14 protein-coding genes and 1 riboswitch are annotated in these 15,328 nt (G+C 42.7%); of the genes, 10 read left to right on the top strand and 4 right to left on the bottom strand.

Translation table 11 applies throughout. From position 1 onward, the window contains the following. Positions 1-16: 16 nt before the first annotated feature. The 4 genes from P5V12_RS03190 to P5V12_RS03205 are packed head-to-tail and all read right to left on the bottom strand — an operon-like array spanning position 17 to position 3,897. Positions 17-784, bottom strand: coding sequence for a phosphotransferase (locus tag P5V12_RS03190; RefSeq protein WP_316955791.1), 768 nt, complete (start codon positions 782-784; stop codon positions 17-19). Then, on the bottom strand, positions 762-1,439 hold the full coding sequence (gene pnuC / locus P5V12_RS03195; protein WP_316955792.1) for a nicotinamide riboside transporter PnuC: 678 nt from the start codon (positions 1,437-1,439) through the stop codon (positions 762-764). Before pnuC ends, P5V12_RS03190 begins: the two co-directional genes overlap by 23 nt. Further along, complete coding sequence (locus P5V12_RS03200; protein ID WP_316955793.1) at positions 1,436-1,690, bottom strand: YkoF family thiamine/hydroxymethylpyrimidine-binding protein; 255 nt, start codon at positions 1,688-1,690, stop codon at positions 1,436-1,438. The genes pnuC and P5V12_RS03200 overlap by 4 nt, the downstream gene beginning before the upstream one ends. A gap of 50 nt (positions 1,691-1,740) precedes the next feature. Then, positions 1,741-3,897, bottom strand: coding sequence for a TonB-dependent receptor (locus tag P5V12_RS03205; protein ID WP_316955794.1), 2,157 nt, complete (start codon positions 3,895-3,897; stop codon positions 1,741-1,743). Between the two features lie 94 nt (positions 3,898-3,991). After that, positions 3,992-4,100, bottom strand: a riboswitch (TPP riboswitch). Between the two features lie 185 nt (positions 4,101-4,285). Here P5V12_RS03205 and P5V12_RS03210 point away from each other — a divergent pair. The 10 genes from P5V12_RS03210 to P5V12_RS03255 all read left to right on the top strand — a co-directional run bounded on the left by P5V12_RS03210 (position 4,286) and on the right by P5V12_RS03255 (position 15,295). Beyond that, positions 4,286-5,518: a porin gene (locus tag P5V12_RS03210; protein WP_316955795.1), complete on the top strand. Its 1,233-nt coding sequence runs from the start codon at positions 4,286-4,288 to the stop codon at positions 5,516-5,518. Positions 5,519-5,636: 118 nt separating this feature from the next. After that, a complete protein-coding gene (locus P5V12_RS03215; RefSeq protein ID WP_316955796.1) occupies positions 5,637-6,137 on the top strand; it encodes an FMN-binding protein in 501 nt (166 codons plus the stop codon). Further along, positions 6,121-6,900, top strand: a complete 780-nt coding sequence (locus tag P5V12_RS03220) for a PepSY-associated TM helix domain-containing protein (RefSeq protein ID WP_316955797.1) — start codon at positions 6,121-6,123, stop codon at positions 6,898-6,900. Before P5V12_RS03215 ends, P5V12_RS03220 begins: the two co-directional genes overlap by 17 nt. Positions 6,901-7,032: 132 nt before the next feature. Continuing rightward, a complete protein-coding gene (locus P5V12_RS03225; protein WP_316955798.1) occupies positions 7,033-9,807 on the top strand; it encodes a serine/threonine protein kinase in 2,775 nt (924 codons plus the stop codon). A 309-nt stretch (positions 9,808-10,116) separates the two neighbouring features. Beyond that, positions 10,117-10,599 carry a chemotaxis protein CheD gene (locus tag P5V12_RS03230; protein ID WP_316955799.1) on the top strand — a complete coding sequence of 161 codons (483 nt, stop codon included), beginning with the start codon at positions 10,117-10,119 and terminating at the stop codon, positions 10,597-10,599. A 588-nt stretch (positions 10,600-11,187) separates the two neighbouring features. Then, positions 11,188-12,000: a methyl-accepting chemotaxis protein gene (locus P5V12_RS03235; protein WP_410483333.1), complete on the top strand. Its 813-nt coding sequence runs from the start codon at positions 11,188-11,190 to the stop codon at positions 11,998-12,000. Between the two features lie 18 nt (positions 12,001-12,018). Beyond that, positions 12,019-12,387 (top strand): response regulator, encoded by a 369-nt coding sequence (locus P5V12_RS03240; protein ID WP_316955801.1) that lies wholly within the window; start codon positions 12,019-12,021, stop codon positions 12,385-12,387. 3 nt (positions 12,388-12,390) lie between these two features. Beyond that, positions 12,391-12,696: an STAS domain-containing protein gene (locus P5V12_RS03245; protein ID WP_316955802.1), complete on the top strand. Its 306-nt coding sequence runs from the start codon at positions 12,391-12,393 to the stop codon at positions 12,694-12,696. Positions 12,697-12,706: 10 nt separating this feature from the next. Continuing rightward, positions 12,707-14,773 carry a chemotaxis protein CheA gene (locus P5V12_RS03250; RefSeq protein ID WP_316955803.1) on the top strand — a complete coding sequence of 689 codons (2,067 nt, stop codon included), beginning with the start codon at positions 12,707-12,709 and terminating at the stop codon, positions 14,771-14,773. Beyond that, positions 14,774-15,295, top strand: a complete 522-nt coding sequence (locus P5V12_RS03255; protein WP_316955804.1) for a chemotaxis protein CheW — start codon at positions 14,774-14,776, stop codon at positions 15,293-15,295. Positions 15,296-15,328 lie beyond the last annotated feature (33 nt).

Consider the following 15,328-nt stretch of genomic DNA (forward strand, 5'->3'; position numbering starts at 1 on the left):
GATTGGGGTGGCAGGCCTATTTATTGATGTAGCGCCATAGTTGATCCATCCAATTTATCATTTCCCTGAGAAAGTGAATTTCGTCTTTTGGATAGGCGACGTAATGATCCGCTAGTCCAGCATAGATCGCGTCAATAGCCGGGTGGCCCAGCGATGCATATTCCCAGTCAATAATTTTAATCCCTTCATCTGTTTCAATAATGTTACTCGCTGTCAGGTCATGATGAGTGAGTTTGCGTTCCCAGTTCTGTTTGGAAAACACTTTTACCCGCTTGCTGAAATTATTCCACTCGGTTTTTAATTTTTGTGTGATAGATGGCTGTTTTTGTTCGAGTATTCGCCAATATTTTTTTAAATATTCGTCGTACTGAATATGCGGGACATCGCAAGATACTTGTTGATAGATATTTACAGCGTCTGCAAGCGTATTCGAGTGTTTTCTTAAATCGGACTGATTCCAGCTGCGGCCTTCAATATATTTGAATAGAGTAATATCTGTGGGTTGGTGCCAATATATGATTTCGCTGGTTAAGCCTGTATGTTTTAAACAATTGAGAATAGAAATTTCAGTTTGACGGTCAATGCCTAAATTGGGCGAATGTGGATTATTTAATCGAGCTACAAATTTGTTATCACCACATTTTAATAGAAAGTTATGGTTAGTTAGGCCACCATAAATTGGCCTAACTAATTCAAGGGAATGAGAAAAGGTATTTTGCCAAGTTAGCCAGTTTTTTATTAGCGTATCAAGCCGTTTAAAATCATGAAGTTTCAGTTGCGGCATTTATGTTCTCAATATCCTGCTGGTCAGCCTGTGTACTTTGGTTAGCCAGTTTCTTTTTCCACTGGACTATGCCTATTACGACCAAGACAAGGTATATCATATCTAGCAAAGCAATATAATATAAACCACGTTCGATATAGAGAAACAACGCAACTCCGTCAATTACCAACCAGTAGTACCAGTTTTCAAACACTTTTCTGGCCACCATATAAGTGGTGATAACTGCCCCCCATGTGGTGAAAGAATCCAGGTAAGGCCATGCGGCATTGGTATGCTTTGATAAAAAGTAGCCGTTGATCGCGCTCGCAACTATAACGGATAAAATTACCAGAGTGTGTTTCTTTTTGTGCCATTTTAGTATTGGTTTGTGACTGGTTATTTTATCTGGGTCATCGTCCGCATTTTTCCATGCCCACCAACCGTATACTGCCATTACCATGTAGTACACATTTAATACTGATTCCATGAGTAGGTTTACACTAAAAAATAGCCACGTAAAAATAGCCGTGCTGAGAAATGCAGCAGGCCAACACCACATATTTTCTTTCATCACTAAAACCAAATAAGCGATTGAAAGCATCACGGCAACGATTTCTGGGCCAGATTGTTGGATAAAGGCGGTATAGACTTGTTGAAAAATATCAGATGCTGTCATGAGGACAATGCTTCGTAGTCTGGTAAGTACTTCACAATAAAAACGCACTTGCCGTAATTTTCATAGCTCCAGCGAACAGTTTCCTGTATTGCTGACATAACTTGTTGGTATTCACCCATTATAATTGTCGCGGTGGGAAATGTTTGAATTTTAAGACCACTAAAGGTATTGATTTTTTCAATGGTGGCTTTTATTGCTGTTAAATAATCTTCTTGTAACGGGTAGAGTGTTATTTCTGCGCTGAGTTGCATGTTTTTCTCCAGAAAAAAAGGAGAGCAGAGCTCTCCTTTAGGACGTCAATTTAAAAATCATAACTTGCGGAAACACCGAATGTCCGTGGTGCACCGTATTGATAATAGGGTTTGGCTGTATATTCATCCCTTGGGTCATTACCGAAATAGAAACCTCGAACAATAGTGTCCTCATTGGTCAGGTTTTTCCCCCACAATGAAATCGTTAGTTGATCGATTTCATAGCCAATTCTCAGGTTGAGCAGGTTATATTTTTGAGATTCTTCATTATGGCTGTCGGAAAGCACAAATTCTGCTTTGCCTTCAATTTCCAGCCGGTAATAGAGGTTGTCTGAAATATCAATTTGATGACCAGCAACGTATTGATAATTTGGCGCATGTGCCAGATCACGGCCTTTCATGTTATAGACAGTTAAATTGCCTTCATCTTTGTTTAGGATATGGTCAGGGTTAACGTAATCTCCATACTCTGTTTCTTGATAGCCAATAGAGCCGTAGAACAATAGAGATTTGTTTGCTCGCCAGTTTAGCTCAAGCTCAATTCCACGTCCTTTGCTGGATGTTGCGTTGCCATAAAATTCAACAAATTCGGGGCGTCCATCCACGCGTATTTCTTTCGATTGCTTGGCCTGAACATCGTCGCGGTCTTGATAATAGATCGCAGTGTGAAGTTCCAGATTGCCATCCAGGAAAAAGGTTTTCGACCCGAGTTCATAGTTCCACATGGTTTCTGTTTCGTAGACGCGATCTTCGACAGGAATACCACTCTCTGGATTAAATCCTCCTGGCTTATATCCACGTGATACAAGGCCGTAAATCAGTGTGTTATCGGTATTGTATTCCAGTGATAATCGTCCACCCCAAAGATTTTCTGACGGGGAGAATTTAGCTTGGTCGCTGTCAATAAAGTCCGAAGACCATTTTTCATAACGTAAGCCAGAAATCAGTTTTAACTTGGGTGATAATGGAAAATCCAGTTGGCCATATACTGCAATATTTTCAGTGCTGTAATCGCTGGTATATACAGTTAACTCTTGGTCAGTAATGGGGCCGTAAAAAGAATCGTAGTTCGGGTCGTTATTGGTATAGGTTCGAGTTAAGTCTACGGATTGGTCACGGTAGTATACTCCGGCAACCCAGCCAAATTCGGAGGCTGCATTCTGCGAGGCTACGCGAGAATCCAGAGAAAGATTTTCATTTTCTCTTTCGTAATTGTCGGTTGTGGAATACTGGTAGTAAGCACAAGCGGACGTCTCCGGGCAGATTTCTCTATAGGCCCAGTCTTCATCGTAACCATATTCTGTTTCTGAATCGGCGACGCTTACAGTCGTTTCCCATCGAGCGGAATCGGACAACTGGTAATTCGCTTTTAATGCTGCTGCAAGCGTGTCTTGAGTGTCATGTCCAGGTTGGTCAGAAAGGGTGGTGCGGGTATTGTCCAAGCTAAACGCGTCGTAACCATTATCGACATCAATAAGGTAAGTGACGAGATCCAAAGCTAATTTATCTGTGACTTTAAGCGATGCAGCAAGTCTCGCAGTGGTTTCATCGATATTATTGGTATCGTCTGTATTTAAGTAAGCGTTACGCATGTAACCATCGGAAGAATGGTTTTTAATGGCAAACCGAACACCAGCACCCTCATTTAGCGGAGCATTAATCACCCCGGATAATGTTTTGGTGTTGTAATTTCCGATGCCTGCCTTAATTTTTCCACCAAGCTCATATTCTACGGTTTTACCCGACACATATATCAGGCCTGCTAACGCGTTAGCGCCATATAAAGTACCTTGCGGTCCGCGAAATACTTCCACTTGTGCGGTATCCAGGCCGGTTACACCGGTGCTGATACCTGTGAAGTCAATACCATCGACAACAACACCAACAGATGGGTTTACTGGGTGAGAGTACTCGCTGCGCTCGCCGATGCCGCGCACCTGGATGTAGCGTCCGCGTGAAGCACCAGCAGAATAGTTTACGTTTGGTGCCAGGTTAAACAGATCTTCCAAATGCTCTGCTTCACGCATTTCCAATGCTTTGTCGGTGAAGACCGATACACTATTGGCGATATCGATAGGTGCGTACTGGCGAAACTCGCCTTTAACCGTGACTTCTTCGATGGCTTCCGCGCCGCTGTAGGCGGAAGTCAGTGCCAGGGAAGAAATTAGTGTGCATTTGGCCAATGCACCAAGTTTGTGTTTTTTCAACGTTTGAGCCCCCAATTAATAAAAGGAGACCCGGAAAAGCAAGCGGTGAGTTGATAGACGAGAACACTCAAATTGGGTGATTAAGCTGACCTCAATTTGAGAGAAGCCCTATCCCTACGCCGGCATTAACCGGATCAGGTTCAAAGGGTTTAAACCGCAGGAATGCGATTAGTCTCAGGCGCGAGCCACCCCTTAGGAAACTGGCGCCATTCTATTTACTCCGGGGACGAAATGCAAAAAAACAGCGGATAAGTATCAGTACAGGGGGGGGGGCTCCAATTACTTGATGCTTAATGCTAAATATAATGCACTTGATAACTATTATCATTTGATGTATATTCCCCGCAAAATTTCGGTCTACTAACATCACCTTTTTTCGAGGAACTACATGAAATCAATAAGCAAAGTCGCAATTATGTCCTCTCTGCTGGCTTTGGCCGGACAGGCTGCCGCTGCGCCTACTGTAGAAGAGCTTTGGGACATCATTCAAAAGCAACAAAAGGAAATTGAACAGCTTAAAAAAGAGCAGTCTAAAACTGACGCAACCCTAAAAATTACAGAAGAGAAGGTCGAAGCTACAGCTGATGCGGTTGAACAAGTAGCTACGGGCTCTTCTCTAAGCGGCTCAAAGGCGGGATCCTGGGCAGAAAAAACCACTATCGGTGGCTATGGTGAACATCACTACAACAACTTTAATGGGGGCAAGAATGACAGTGTCGATGCTCACCGTTATGTGCTCTACGTTGGTCACGAATATTCAGACAAGGTTCGTTTCTTTTCTGAGTGGGAGCTAGAGCACGGATTATCCGGTGATGGCCAGCCTGGTGAAGTTGAACTCGAACAAGCATTTATTGAATGGGATTACGCGGACAAGCATTCATTCGTTGTCGGTCAGTATTTGATTCCTGTTGGTTTCTTAAATGAAATTCATGAGCCCGATACGTTTTATGGTGTCGAGCGAAACCTGATAGAAAAGAACATTATTCCAACTACATGGTGGGAAACTGGTGTGATGTTCAAAGGCGATATCGCGCCTGGTGTGAAGTATGAGTTTGCCATGCATTCCGGTCTGAAAATGGACGGCGGCGATAAAGTTCGAAGTGGTCGTCAGAAATCCGCCAAGGCGACTGCGAATGATTTTGCCTATACAGGGCGTGTTTCCTATACCGGTGTTCCTGGTTTGAATTTGGCTGCAGCAGTGCAGTATCAGGAAGACGTGCTTCAAAATAACGAAGGCGACTCCGCTTCCGCCGTATTAACCGTACTAAATGCAAGTTATGAGAAGAGCATATTTTCTGTACGTGCTTTGTGGGCGGAATGGAATATTGATAACGACGCTTGGGAAACGAATGAGCGGGATGTTCAAAACGGCTGGTTTGTCGAGCCGTCAATAAAACCTCTGGATGATCTAGGCTTCTTTGTTCGTTATAGCAACTACAATAACGAGGCGGGAGAAAATCCTGATGTAAGCGATCAACGCTCAGTTTTTTACGATGTGGGCGTAAATTATTGGCTTACCGAGCGCGTAGTTTTTAAAGCGGATTATCAAGCTGCCCATGAAGATAATCCAGACAGTGACAACTATGACTCATTTAATTTAGGTGTGGGTTGGTCTTTCTAAGTTGCCCATAAATAAACTGTTTTAAACCTCCGTGATTATTCGCGGAGGTTTCGTTGTTTCTGACAGAGTGGAAATGATTATTCGCTTTATTTTGTACACTATTTTTGGGTTCTGTTGTTTGAGTTCGCATTTCTCAATAGCGGATGAAGACCCTTTGCTAGAGTTTAGACAAAAAGCGTTTGCTGAGCAGATGCCAATTAGAAAATCCATATGGATTACCAAAGCGCTCAAAGAGCAGGTAAGAGAGCAACTGGATTATTCCTTTTCCCAGTTGCGAGTACGTTACTGGGTTCATCAAAATAAAACTGCCTGGGTGTTGGAGGAAATTGGGAAAGAGCAACCGATAACATTTGGTGTGGTGGTCAATGATGGACATATTGAGTTCCTTGAGGTACTTCAATACAGGGAAAGTCGGGGAGGAGAAATTCAATACGATTTCTTTGCCAGGCAGTTTGAACACGCTCAATTGGTTCAAGATAAGAGTCCGTGGAAGCTGTCCCAGAAAATTGATGGCATCACAGGCGCAACCTTATCTGTGCGGGCATCAAAAAAAATCGCTAAACTTGCGCTTTTTTTACACATTCAGGTAATTCAGTCGGCGAATGAAAAAGCGCATTAATAAAAGAGTCTGGTGGGTTTGGCATAGACGCTTAGGTATTATAAGCGCCGCCTTTGTTGTATTTCTTTCCGTTACCGGCTTGGTTTTAAACCATAGTGTGGACGCAGGGCTTGATCGCAAACACATTCGCAACCCTGTTATTTTGGATCTTTATCATATCGAGATTCCAGCGGCTTACTCCGTCAACTTATCGGGAAAGAGTATCGTCAATGTTGCTGAGGATCTTTTTCTTGATCAAAACTTGTTCGGCAGTTGTGATGGTAAATTAGTTGGGGCATTAACGGATCAAGCTTTGGCGCTGTTTTATATAGTTTGCGAATCGGAAATTCAAATTTATTCCAGTGATATGCAGTTGGTGGAAAAAATCAGCCGCTATGATGGTCTTTCCATCCCAATACAAGGTATTGGCGTTATAGATCAGCTAATTGTTGTTAACTCCCAAAAACGTTTTTATTCGGCGTCACTTGATGATTTGATGTGGCAGGAAACCCAAGTAGATGCGAATGAGATTAATTGGAATTTACCGGCAAAAAAAATAGATAAAATACCCGAATCGATATTTCAACAGGAATTTAGTTCGGGAATTACCTGGGAAAGATTGGTACTGGATATTCACGCTGGCCGATTTTTTGGTCGCTACGCGCCCTGGATAATGGACGTGATGTCTGTCGCATTTCTTATATTAGCGATTACGGGTATTTACATGTGGTTAAAAAGTGGTCGGAAAAATTCAAAAAAACGATCAAGAACTCACCATAATTAGTCACAATTTTGATTTTCTGTAGAAAAGCGTGCCCTTGGGTCTACTAAACTGTAAGCTGAATAAGCTATTCTTTTTAAGCTTTGATATTTAAGCGTTTATCGTTTCAACGTATGCGTTAAGCGGACCCTGTACATGACCGACACAATTCCAGGCTATAAGATAATCCGGGCTATAGGCAAAGGCGGTATGGCTACGGTATATCTTGCGGAGCAGGAAATCTTTGGTCGTCAGGTGGCGCTTAAGATCATGTCTAAAGCGCTAGGCGAAGATTCCGCATTTGGTGAGCGTTTTATGCGCGAAGCCAAAATCGTTAGTCAATTGGTTCACCCTAATATTGTCACGGTTCACGATGTTGGTGTATACGAAGATTCTTACTACCTGTCGATGGAATACATTGACGGTAAGGATCTGAGACATCTGCGCGACAACCTTTCGCTTGCACAAAAATTTTCTGCTGTTCGGGATATTGCCAAAGCACTGCAATATGCCAGTTCCAAAGGTTATGTCCACCGGGACATCAAACCCGAAAATATAATGTTTTATACGGCGGACAATAGAGCTGTGCTCACCGACTTCGGTATTGCACGAGCCGCTGAAACGGATAAAAGCATGACGCAAACGGGGGTGGCCATCGGTACTCCTCACTACATGAGCCCAGAGCAGGCAAAAGGCAAGCCCGTCGATCATCGTTCAGACCTCTACAGCCTCGGGGTAGTGTTTTTCCAGTTGCTGTCTGGCTATGTGCCTTATGATGCAGAATCCGCTGTTGCGATTGGTATTAAGCATATTACTGAGCCGGTTCCGCTATTGCCGATTGGTTTTGAAAAAATGCAGCCAATTATTGATACGCTCATGGCGAAAAAGCCCGAAGAGCGTTATCAAAATGCAGAGGAATTTTTAGAGGATCTGGATCTAATTGATATTGAAGATTTGGACCGACTTGTTCAGTGGGCGCAAAAAAACTCGTCTTCGGAAAACAACACCTCGTCAAACGCAGATCTACCCACAATTGTCACACCCATTAATAAAGCGGCAATGTCCGCCAAGGTTTCTACTGCTGCTCGCTCAAGGCCCAGTCGCCCCAAGATGGCGCCGGTTTCTGATGAAGTAGAGCGCTTTACTATGGTATACGAAACTCTGGAGGATGATTTCGAGCATGAAAAATCATCCCCCTGGCCTTGGGTGTTTGGTGGTGCCATCCTAGCTTCTGTGTTGGGGGGCGTTTTCTATCAACAGCATTCTCTGTCGATTGATTCCTGGTTGCAGAATTCCCGGCAGATGGTGGTACAGACCTTTTCTAATGTTATGGGAGGGGAAACTGAGGATACAAATACTGTTCTGGGCGAGAGTAAAAAAGTTATTCCAGATAGTGTTGCTCCCGTAACGAGTACTGCTCAAGAGCCGATATCCACTGTGACATCGGCTCAAAAAAAAACATTTGAAAAAGAAGAACCCGCTACCGCTGAGGTAATAGAAAAACAGTCCTCGATCATAACTCCTCTCGTTAAAGAAAAGCCTTTGCCAGAAGAATCTGCGGATGAAGCTGGCATAGTTGAAACGGTTGAGTTGGTTGCTCAACCTGAAGAGCCAGTTGATGATACTGTTGTTGATGTCAAACAGCCTGTTTCTGAAGAGCCTGAAGTGCTGGAAGAGAGTTTGGCGATTACCAAACTGCGTGAGCAGGCAACGACGCTGGAAGCCCTTTATCAAACAGATGGCGCTTATCTGGCTGATCTGGTTGCCGCTTACCGCGATGTGCTTGCCAATGTTCCCGACGATATTGAAACACTCGCGGCCATGAAAGCATTGCTGCAAACAGAAGTAAATGATGTAACAGTATTGATATCTCAGGAGAAGTTCGCAGTAAGTGAAAAGAAGATAACGCAATTAAAATATTTGTTTCGCAACTATGCTGATCAAGAACTGGTCTCGCTGGAAAAAGAATTAAATCGACTGGAGAAAATTACCACCTTATTAAATGAAGGGGATCAGCTACTGCAGAAAAAACAGCTGACTCGTCCAGAGAATAATAATGCTGTGACCAAATTTAAAGCTGTGCTCAAACTGGACCCGGATAATACAACAGCAAAAACCAAACTGGCCGAGTGTGGTTCGACCTTGTTAAGTATTGCAAGGAACAGTTATTCGGCGGGGGATTTGGCAAAAGCAAAAAGTTATCTTGACAGTGCGGATGCCGCTGCTGGAGAAAATGAAAAGAGTAAGCAGTTACGAGGCAGGATCAATAGCGAGTTAAATCGTCGTCAGGCAATTCAAGCTTTATTGGTAAGAGCGCGACAACAACTGAATGATGAACAGCTGTTTACACCTCCGGGCGCCAATGCGTTGGATTCTTTTCAGAGAGTATTGGAGAAAGAAAGCAATAACGCGCAAGCTCTACAGGGTATTGAGGAAGTGGTTGATGCGCTATCAACCAAAGTCTGGAATATGGTGAGCGCCGAGAAATTTGAGCAAGCTCTTGCGGAACTGGATGAACCTCAGCGTGCCTTGCCTGCGAATGATCGTATTCACTCTCTTTCTTTGGCGGTGAAAGAGGTTATTGCCGAGAGGGAGAGAATGAAGCCTAAAATAGTCGGATTCCAGATCGGTGATTCTTCGACTTCAGACTTAAGCGATATTAACCAAGGTCAGGTATTCACGCTCAGTCAAAACATCTCACTTAGTTTTGATTACAAAAACTTACCAATTGATGATCAATCTCTGGTGTTAACCATTCTTGACGCAACCTCAAAAGCTGAAGTGTATCGTCAGGCAATTCTTTTAACCGACAAGGTCGGGACTCATTCACTGCCGTTGCCTTCAACTTCCATTCCACAGGCTGGTCGTTATCAAATTCAAGTACTTCTTAAAGGTGAAGTGCTTACTTCTGGTGTTGTCACCTTCCAGTAACAAAATAATTGTTCCTCTATCCAATTCAATTGCTCGCATCGGCAGCTTTTCCTTTATGTGGTAAGAATAGGCGAAGCAATGTGCACGCATTTGGTGCTTGTTGCGCGTCAGCCGTTATACAGGAAACCCTCATATCAAAAAACAGAACTATATAGATAATTATTCTAAATAAACTATATCTTATAGTGGAAAGGGGGTTTGGCTGTACTATTCTGAAATAGTGCCAACCCCCACCCTTTCTTTGTTGGCGCTATGAATGGATTAGGTTTTTGTCATTGCGGCCAGTTGTGATCTAAGGTGGATACTCGAATGTATATTGGGAAAGACGTTTATTACTTAACCGCTGGTGATATTAAATTTTCAGACCTCCCAATAAAAATAAATACCACGTTAGGTTCGTGCATGGCAATTACGGTCTGGAATCCGAAAGCACACAAAGGTGGTATGTGCCACTTTTTATTACCCTATACCCTGGAAGACGATAATAAAAAGCCAGATCTCTACTACGGTATCCATGCTGTCAACATAATGAAAGAAAAAATGACACGAGACGCTTCGATGCAAGATTATGAAGTCGGTGTGTATGGTGGCGGAAGTTTATTTTTCAGTTCTTCCCAAACACGGGATGTGGCTGGTAAAAATATTCACTTGGTATTTGATTGGGTTGAAGAAAACAAACTAAATGTTGTCGATCAATCCGTCGGTGGTGACGAATGTCGAACACTGGTTTTTGATCTTGCTACGGGTAATGTCGATCTGAGATTGCACTCACCGAAAAATGTCCAAAGTTGATGTTGTAGTACCTTCTTGTGATCAAGATTTTTAACACCTGATTATCTATTCTCCCGAGTTCTGCGAGCTTGGTTATGCAAAAACCTGGTTTGCATTCAGTTAGTTATATACATTTTTCAGTTTTTTCAACAAATGGAAAAATATGACAGATGTACTATTCTTCTAAAGCCTATTAAAAAATATGTTTATAAAATGTGGTCGTGAATGTACAAACTTAGACATATACTCTTTTTCTCCTCTATTGCTATCGCGATATCTTTTATTTTATTTCTAAGCATATTTCAAAGCTCCTTCGGCATCTTTCAATACCTTCTTGCGGTAACTGTACTTGCTGCTTTGGTTTTGCAGGCCTACTTATATAAGGGAACGATGCAGGAACTTGAATCTCAGTCATCAAAAGTCGAAGAGCTTGAGCAATTAACCGAAGATATGCATGCCTACAGCTGTGAAGATTATTGTCGCGATTTTATGAGTAAGTTAGTTCCTGCTTGGGAAAAACAGGTGGATCTTGCCAATTATCAATCCACAGAAGCTGTATCAGAACTTACTAATAAATTTTCGGTTATTTACGATGAGCTTCAAGTGGCAATGAACGCAGCCAAAGTTACCAGTGGTGATGATAGTGAGAATGGTGGCTTAGCAGAAGTTTTACGTAACTCGGAACAAGAGTTACGACAATTAATTGACTTTCTGTCTCTGTCTATCTTGGAACAGCAAAAATTAGTCAATGAAATATCTGAGCTTTCTTCCATTACCGATGAGTTAAGGGAAATGGGGGATGAAGTTGCGGGTATTGCATCGCAAACCAACTTGTTGGCTTTAAATGCTGCCATTGAGGCAGCAAGAGCGGGAGAACACGGTCGTGGATTTGCGGTCGTGGCTGACGAAGTGCGGACGCTCTCTACCCGTTCAGGTGAGACTGGTGCAAGGATTACCAAACGAATAGAACAAGTGAATGATCTGCTAAGGGGAGCCCTACAGTCTGCAGATGAATTTGCCGAAAAAGGAAAAAATACCACTGAGCAATCTGAACAGATGATTGAGTCGGTACTGCTGACTTTTAAAAGCTTCAGTGAAAAGCTGTTTGAAACTACTGGAGTGTTAATGACCGAAAGCGACACAGTGAGAAATGAAGTGGAGCAGGTTTTGGTGTCTTTGCAGTTTCAGGATCGTGTCCGACAAATATTGGAGCATGTCTCCAGTGATATGAAAAAACTTTGTGTTGTTCTTCAGCAGCAAAAAGATCATCTTGAAAAAGGAATTGATGTAGACCCGATCGATATTGATAAATGGTTGGCGGAAATTGAGGAATCATTTACCACTCTTGAGCAGGTAGCGGTGCATCAAGATGGTCAAGTACGTGATCAGTCGCCAGGTGAATCAGAAATAACATTTTTTTAGAGAGAGTAAAGGTAGATTATGTCAAAAACGATAATGATTGTTGATGACTCTTCAAGCGTTAGGCAGGTTGTAAATATTGCCCTAAAAGGGGCGGGCTATACCGTAGTGGAAGCCGTTGATGGTAAAGATGCACTAAGCAAGTTGGGGCAGGGAAAGGTGCATCTCATTATTTCCGATGTAAATATGCCTAATATGGATGGTATCACCCTGGTTAAAGAGGTGAAAAAGCTACCAGACTATAAGTTTACCCCCATCATTATGTTGACGACCGAAGGTGCGGAAGAGAAAAAACGCGAAGGTCAGCAGGCCGGAGCGAAAGCGTGGGTTGTTAAACCTTTTCAACCTCCTCAACTATTGAAAGCTGTATCTATGTTGGTGCCAGCTTAACCGATGAATGTTCTAGTAAAGAAAGACGGATCAGAAACCTACATTGAGTTTTCGGGCGAAATGACCATACAGTGTGTTGCCAATATATTGCAACGCATCGAGCAGGAAAAGGATGTATTTAAAAGCAATATCAAGGTTAACGTTGCCCAGGTAACAGAAATTGATACTGCGGGTATACAGCTTCTTCTTTATATGAAGAAAAAACTACAGGGAGAATCGAAGGATGCGCGTTTCGTAATAGAGCAGGCGAATGATGCCGTAAGTTATCCGCTGAGATTACTTAGGCAAGAATCCATGTTGTTGAGCTAGAGGTATATTCATGTCAATGGATGCCGCTTTAAACGCATTTTTAGCTGAAGCCGAAGAACTTCTTGATGTTTTGGAACATGCATTCATGAAGATCAGTGATGGCTCTCAAGATAGTGAAGTGCTTAATGAAGTGTTTCGTGCAGCACATACTATTAAAGGCTCAGCAGGGCTATTCGGATTAAATGATATTGTTGGTTTTACTCATATTGTCGAGAATGTTCTGGATAAAGCCAGAGATAACGAAATAGAACTCGATGATGATTTGGTCAGTGTTCTACTGCATTGTAAAGATCATATTGCAGAATTGGTCGCTAATGTTTCCGATCAAACCTCTTTAAGTGACGCGCAGAGTTTGCGTGGTGAAGAGTTGGTTGGCAAGCTGCGGGTCTATCTCGATAGTGATTCCAGTGAAAGCGCAGGGTCAGATGAAAACTCGACAGCCTGTTCTGGTTGTTGGCATATATCGGTGAGAATTAATCAGGATGCATTAAAAAACGGCATGGATCCTGTTGCCATGATTCGCTATTTAGAGTCATTGGGTGAGATCCAATATGCCCTGGTTGTTGATGATCTCCTTGACTGTAATAGCTTCGATCCAGAAATACTGTATATTGGTTTTGAATTTGGCTTATCCGCATCCTGTACCAAAAGCGATATTGAAGATGCATTTATGTTTGTTGCCGATGAATCGGACATTGTAGTACTTGAACCCGGTTCGGATCGAAAACAATACCTTGCACTATTGGATAAATTGGAATCCTCTGACGAGCTTAAGCGGCTGCTGATGGAACATGGTTTACTGGAATCTGATAAGGTTAACACCAGTAAAAAAGCCAAAAAAGAAAACAATTCCCCCCACAAACAAGAAAGCAAACAGCTTGAGAGTAAAAAGAACACGACTAAATTCGTGCGGGTTGATGCAGAGCGTTTGGATAACCTGATTAATTTAATTGGTGAGTTGGTTATCAATCGTCAACGAGTCGATACCATATCCGAAAGAATGAAAGACCAGCTTTTGGATGAATCCGTCGAAAGTCTTCGTTATCTCACAGAAAAAGTGCGCGATGCCGCTTTGGAACTGCGTATGGTTCCAATTGGTGAAACCTTTCAGCGTTTCAAGCGAGTTGTGAGGGATACCGCAGCCGATCTGAATAAAAAAATAACCTTGGAGCTCGACGGGCAGGAAACTGAATTGGATCGTTCAATGGTTGAAAAGCTGACTGACCCTTTGACGCATATCGTGAGAAATGCCATTGATCATGGTATTGAATCACCTGATGTGCGAGAAGAAAACGGCAAAGATGCGCATGGCATGTTAAAGCTTTCTGCCTATCATGACTCAGGCAATATCGTCATTGAAGTGAGAGACGATGGACGAGGGCTGAATACAGATAAGATTTATGAGAAGGCTGTAGAGAAAGGTATTCTCGATAAAAAACAAAGTTATTCTCGTAAAGAAATACACAATTGTATTTTTCATGCGGGTTTCTCCACCGCTCAATCGGTAACAAATTTATCCGGCCGAGGCGTCGGTATGGATGTGGTTAGACGGAATATTGAAGAACTGCAGGGAGGAGTGGAAGTTGAGAGTGAAGAAGGACAAGGAACCGTATTAACCATTCGTTTGCCCCTTACGTTAGCCATTATTGATGGTTTTCACGTCAAAGTAAGAGGAACCAACTTTATCGTTCCTCAATCGACTTTGGTGGAGTGTATTAATATCAACTCCGTATCAAAATCCAAAGGTGGAAACAGCTTTAAGCTTCGTGGAGAGCTGGTGCCATATATTGAGTTGGCAGAAGTGTTTGCTGTGCAAGGTAAGAATACCGATCACTCCGATTTTGTTGTTGTTCAGTTTGGCGTAGACCGGGCGGGCATTGTAGTCGATGAATTGATTGGTGAAACCCAAACCGTGATAAAACCTTTGAGCCCCATTTTTCAATCACTTAGGGGCATTGGAGGTTATTCGCTGCTCGGTAGTGGAGATATTGCGTTTATCCTGGATATTCCACAGCTGATTTCGTTTGTGGTGCAAAAAGAAAATAAATTTACTGGTGCAGATGTGAGGACCGCGTAAATGGTTTCCGTAGCAAGAAAAGATGATAGTCAGGATCCTCTTCAATCATCTCATATAAAACAATACCTGACCTTTAAATTGGCTGATGAGCTATTCGGTATGGAGTTGTCACAAACTCGTGAGGTGATTGAGTATGAAGGCGTGACTAAGGTTCCACTTATGCCCGAGTTTCTTAATGGCGTGATTAATCTACGTGGAGAGGTGGTTCCTGTGATTGATCTTGCCATTCGTCTTGGCCGGTCTGCCATCGAAATCAAAAAGCGGACGTGCATTATCATTGTGGAGCATAACCACGAAGGACATGATTTAACTCTTGGGTTACTGGCAGATGCCGTGAGCGAAGTGGCGGAGATTGAGGATGGCGATATTGAAGATGCTCCCGCCTTTGGAGCCAAAATTCGTGCTGAGTTTATCCAGGGTATAGCCAAGAAAAACGATGAATTTGTCATTTTGCTCGATGCAAATAGAACGTTATCTGCCAGAGAGTTAGCCAAGTTGGTTGAAGCTGAATTCGATGTGTAATGTCTTAAAATCTCTCTATGAGAGGGTGTGTGT

The sequence above is a fragment of the Teredinibacter sp. KSP-S5-2 genome, from assembly GCF_032773895.1.
Lineage (GTDB): Bacteria > Pseudomonadota > Gammaproteobacteria > Pseudomonadales > Cellvibrionaceae.

Bases quoted from the DNA above. Each gene is read 5' to 3' on its own strand.
- P5V12_RS03240 (WP_316955801.1), top strand. From the start codon at position 12,019: ATGTCAAAAACGATAATGATTGTTGATGACTCTTCAAGCGTTAGGCAG.
- P5V12_RS03225 (WP_316955798.1), top strand. From the start codon at position 7,033: ATGACCGACACAATTCCAGGCTATAAGATAATCCGGGCTATAGGCAAA.
- pnuC (WP_316955792.1), bottom strand. From the start codon at position 1,439: ATGACAGCATCTGATATTTTTCAACAAGTCTATACCGCCTTTATCCAA.
- P5V12_RS03220 (WP_316955797.1), top strand. From the start codon at position 6,121: ATGAAAAAGCGCATTAATAAAAGAGTCTGGTGGGTTTGGCATAGACGC.
- P5V12_RS03235 (WP_410483333.1), top strand. From the start codon at position 11,188: ATGAACGCAGCCAAAGTTACCAGTGGTGATGATAGTGAGAATGGTGGC.
- P5V12_RS03200 (WP_316955793.1), bottom strand. From the start codon at position 1,690: ATGCAACTCAGCGCAGAAATAACACTCTACCCGTTACAAGAAGATTAT.
- P5V12_RS03250 (WP_316955803.1), top strand. From the start codon at position 12,707: ATGTCAATGGATGCCGCTTTAAACGCATTTTTAGCTGAAGCCGAAGAA.
- P5V12_RS03255 (WP_316955804.1), top strand. From the start codon at position 14,774: ATGGTTTCCGTAGCAAGAAAAGATGATAGTCAGGATCCTCTTCAATCA.
- P5V12_RS03245 (WP_316955802.1), top strand. From the start codon at position 12,391: ATGAATGTTCTAGTAAAGAAAGACGGATCAGAAACCTACATTGAGTTT.
- P5V12_RS03190 (WP_316955791.1), bottom strand. From the start codon at position 784: ATGCCGCAACTGAAACTTCATGATTTTAAACGGCTTGATACGCTAATA.
- P5V12_RS03230 (WP_316955799.1), top strand. From the start codon at position 10,117: ATGTATATTGGGAAAGACGTTTATTACTTAACCGCTGGTGATATTAAA.
- P5V12_RS03210 (WP_316955795.1), top strand. From the start codon at position 4,286: ATGAAATCAATAAGCAAAGTCGCAATTATGTCCTCTCTGCTGGCTTTG.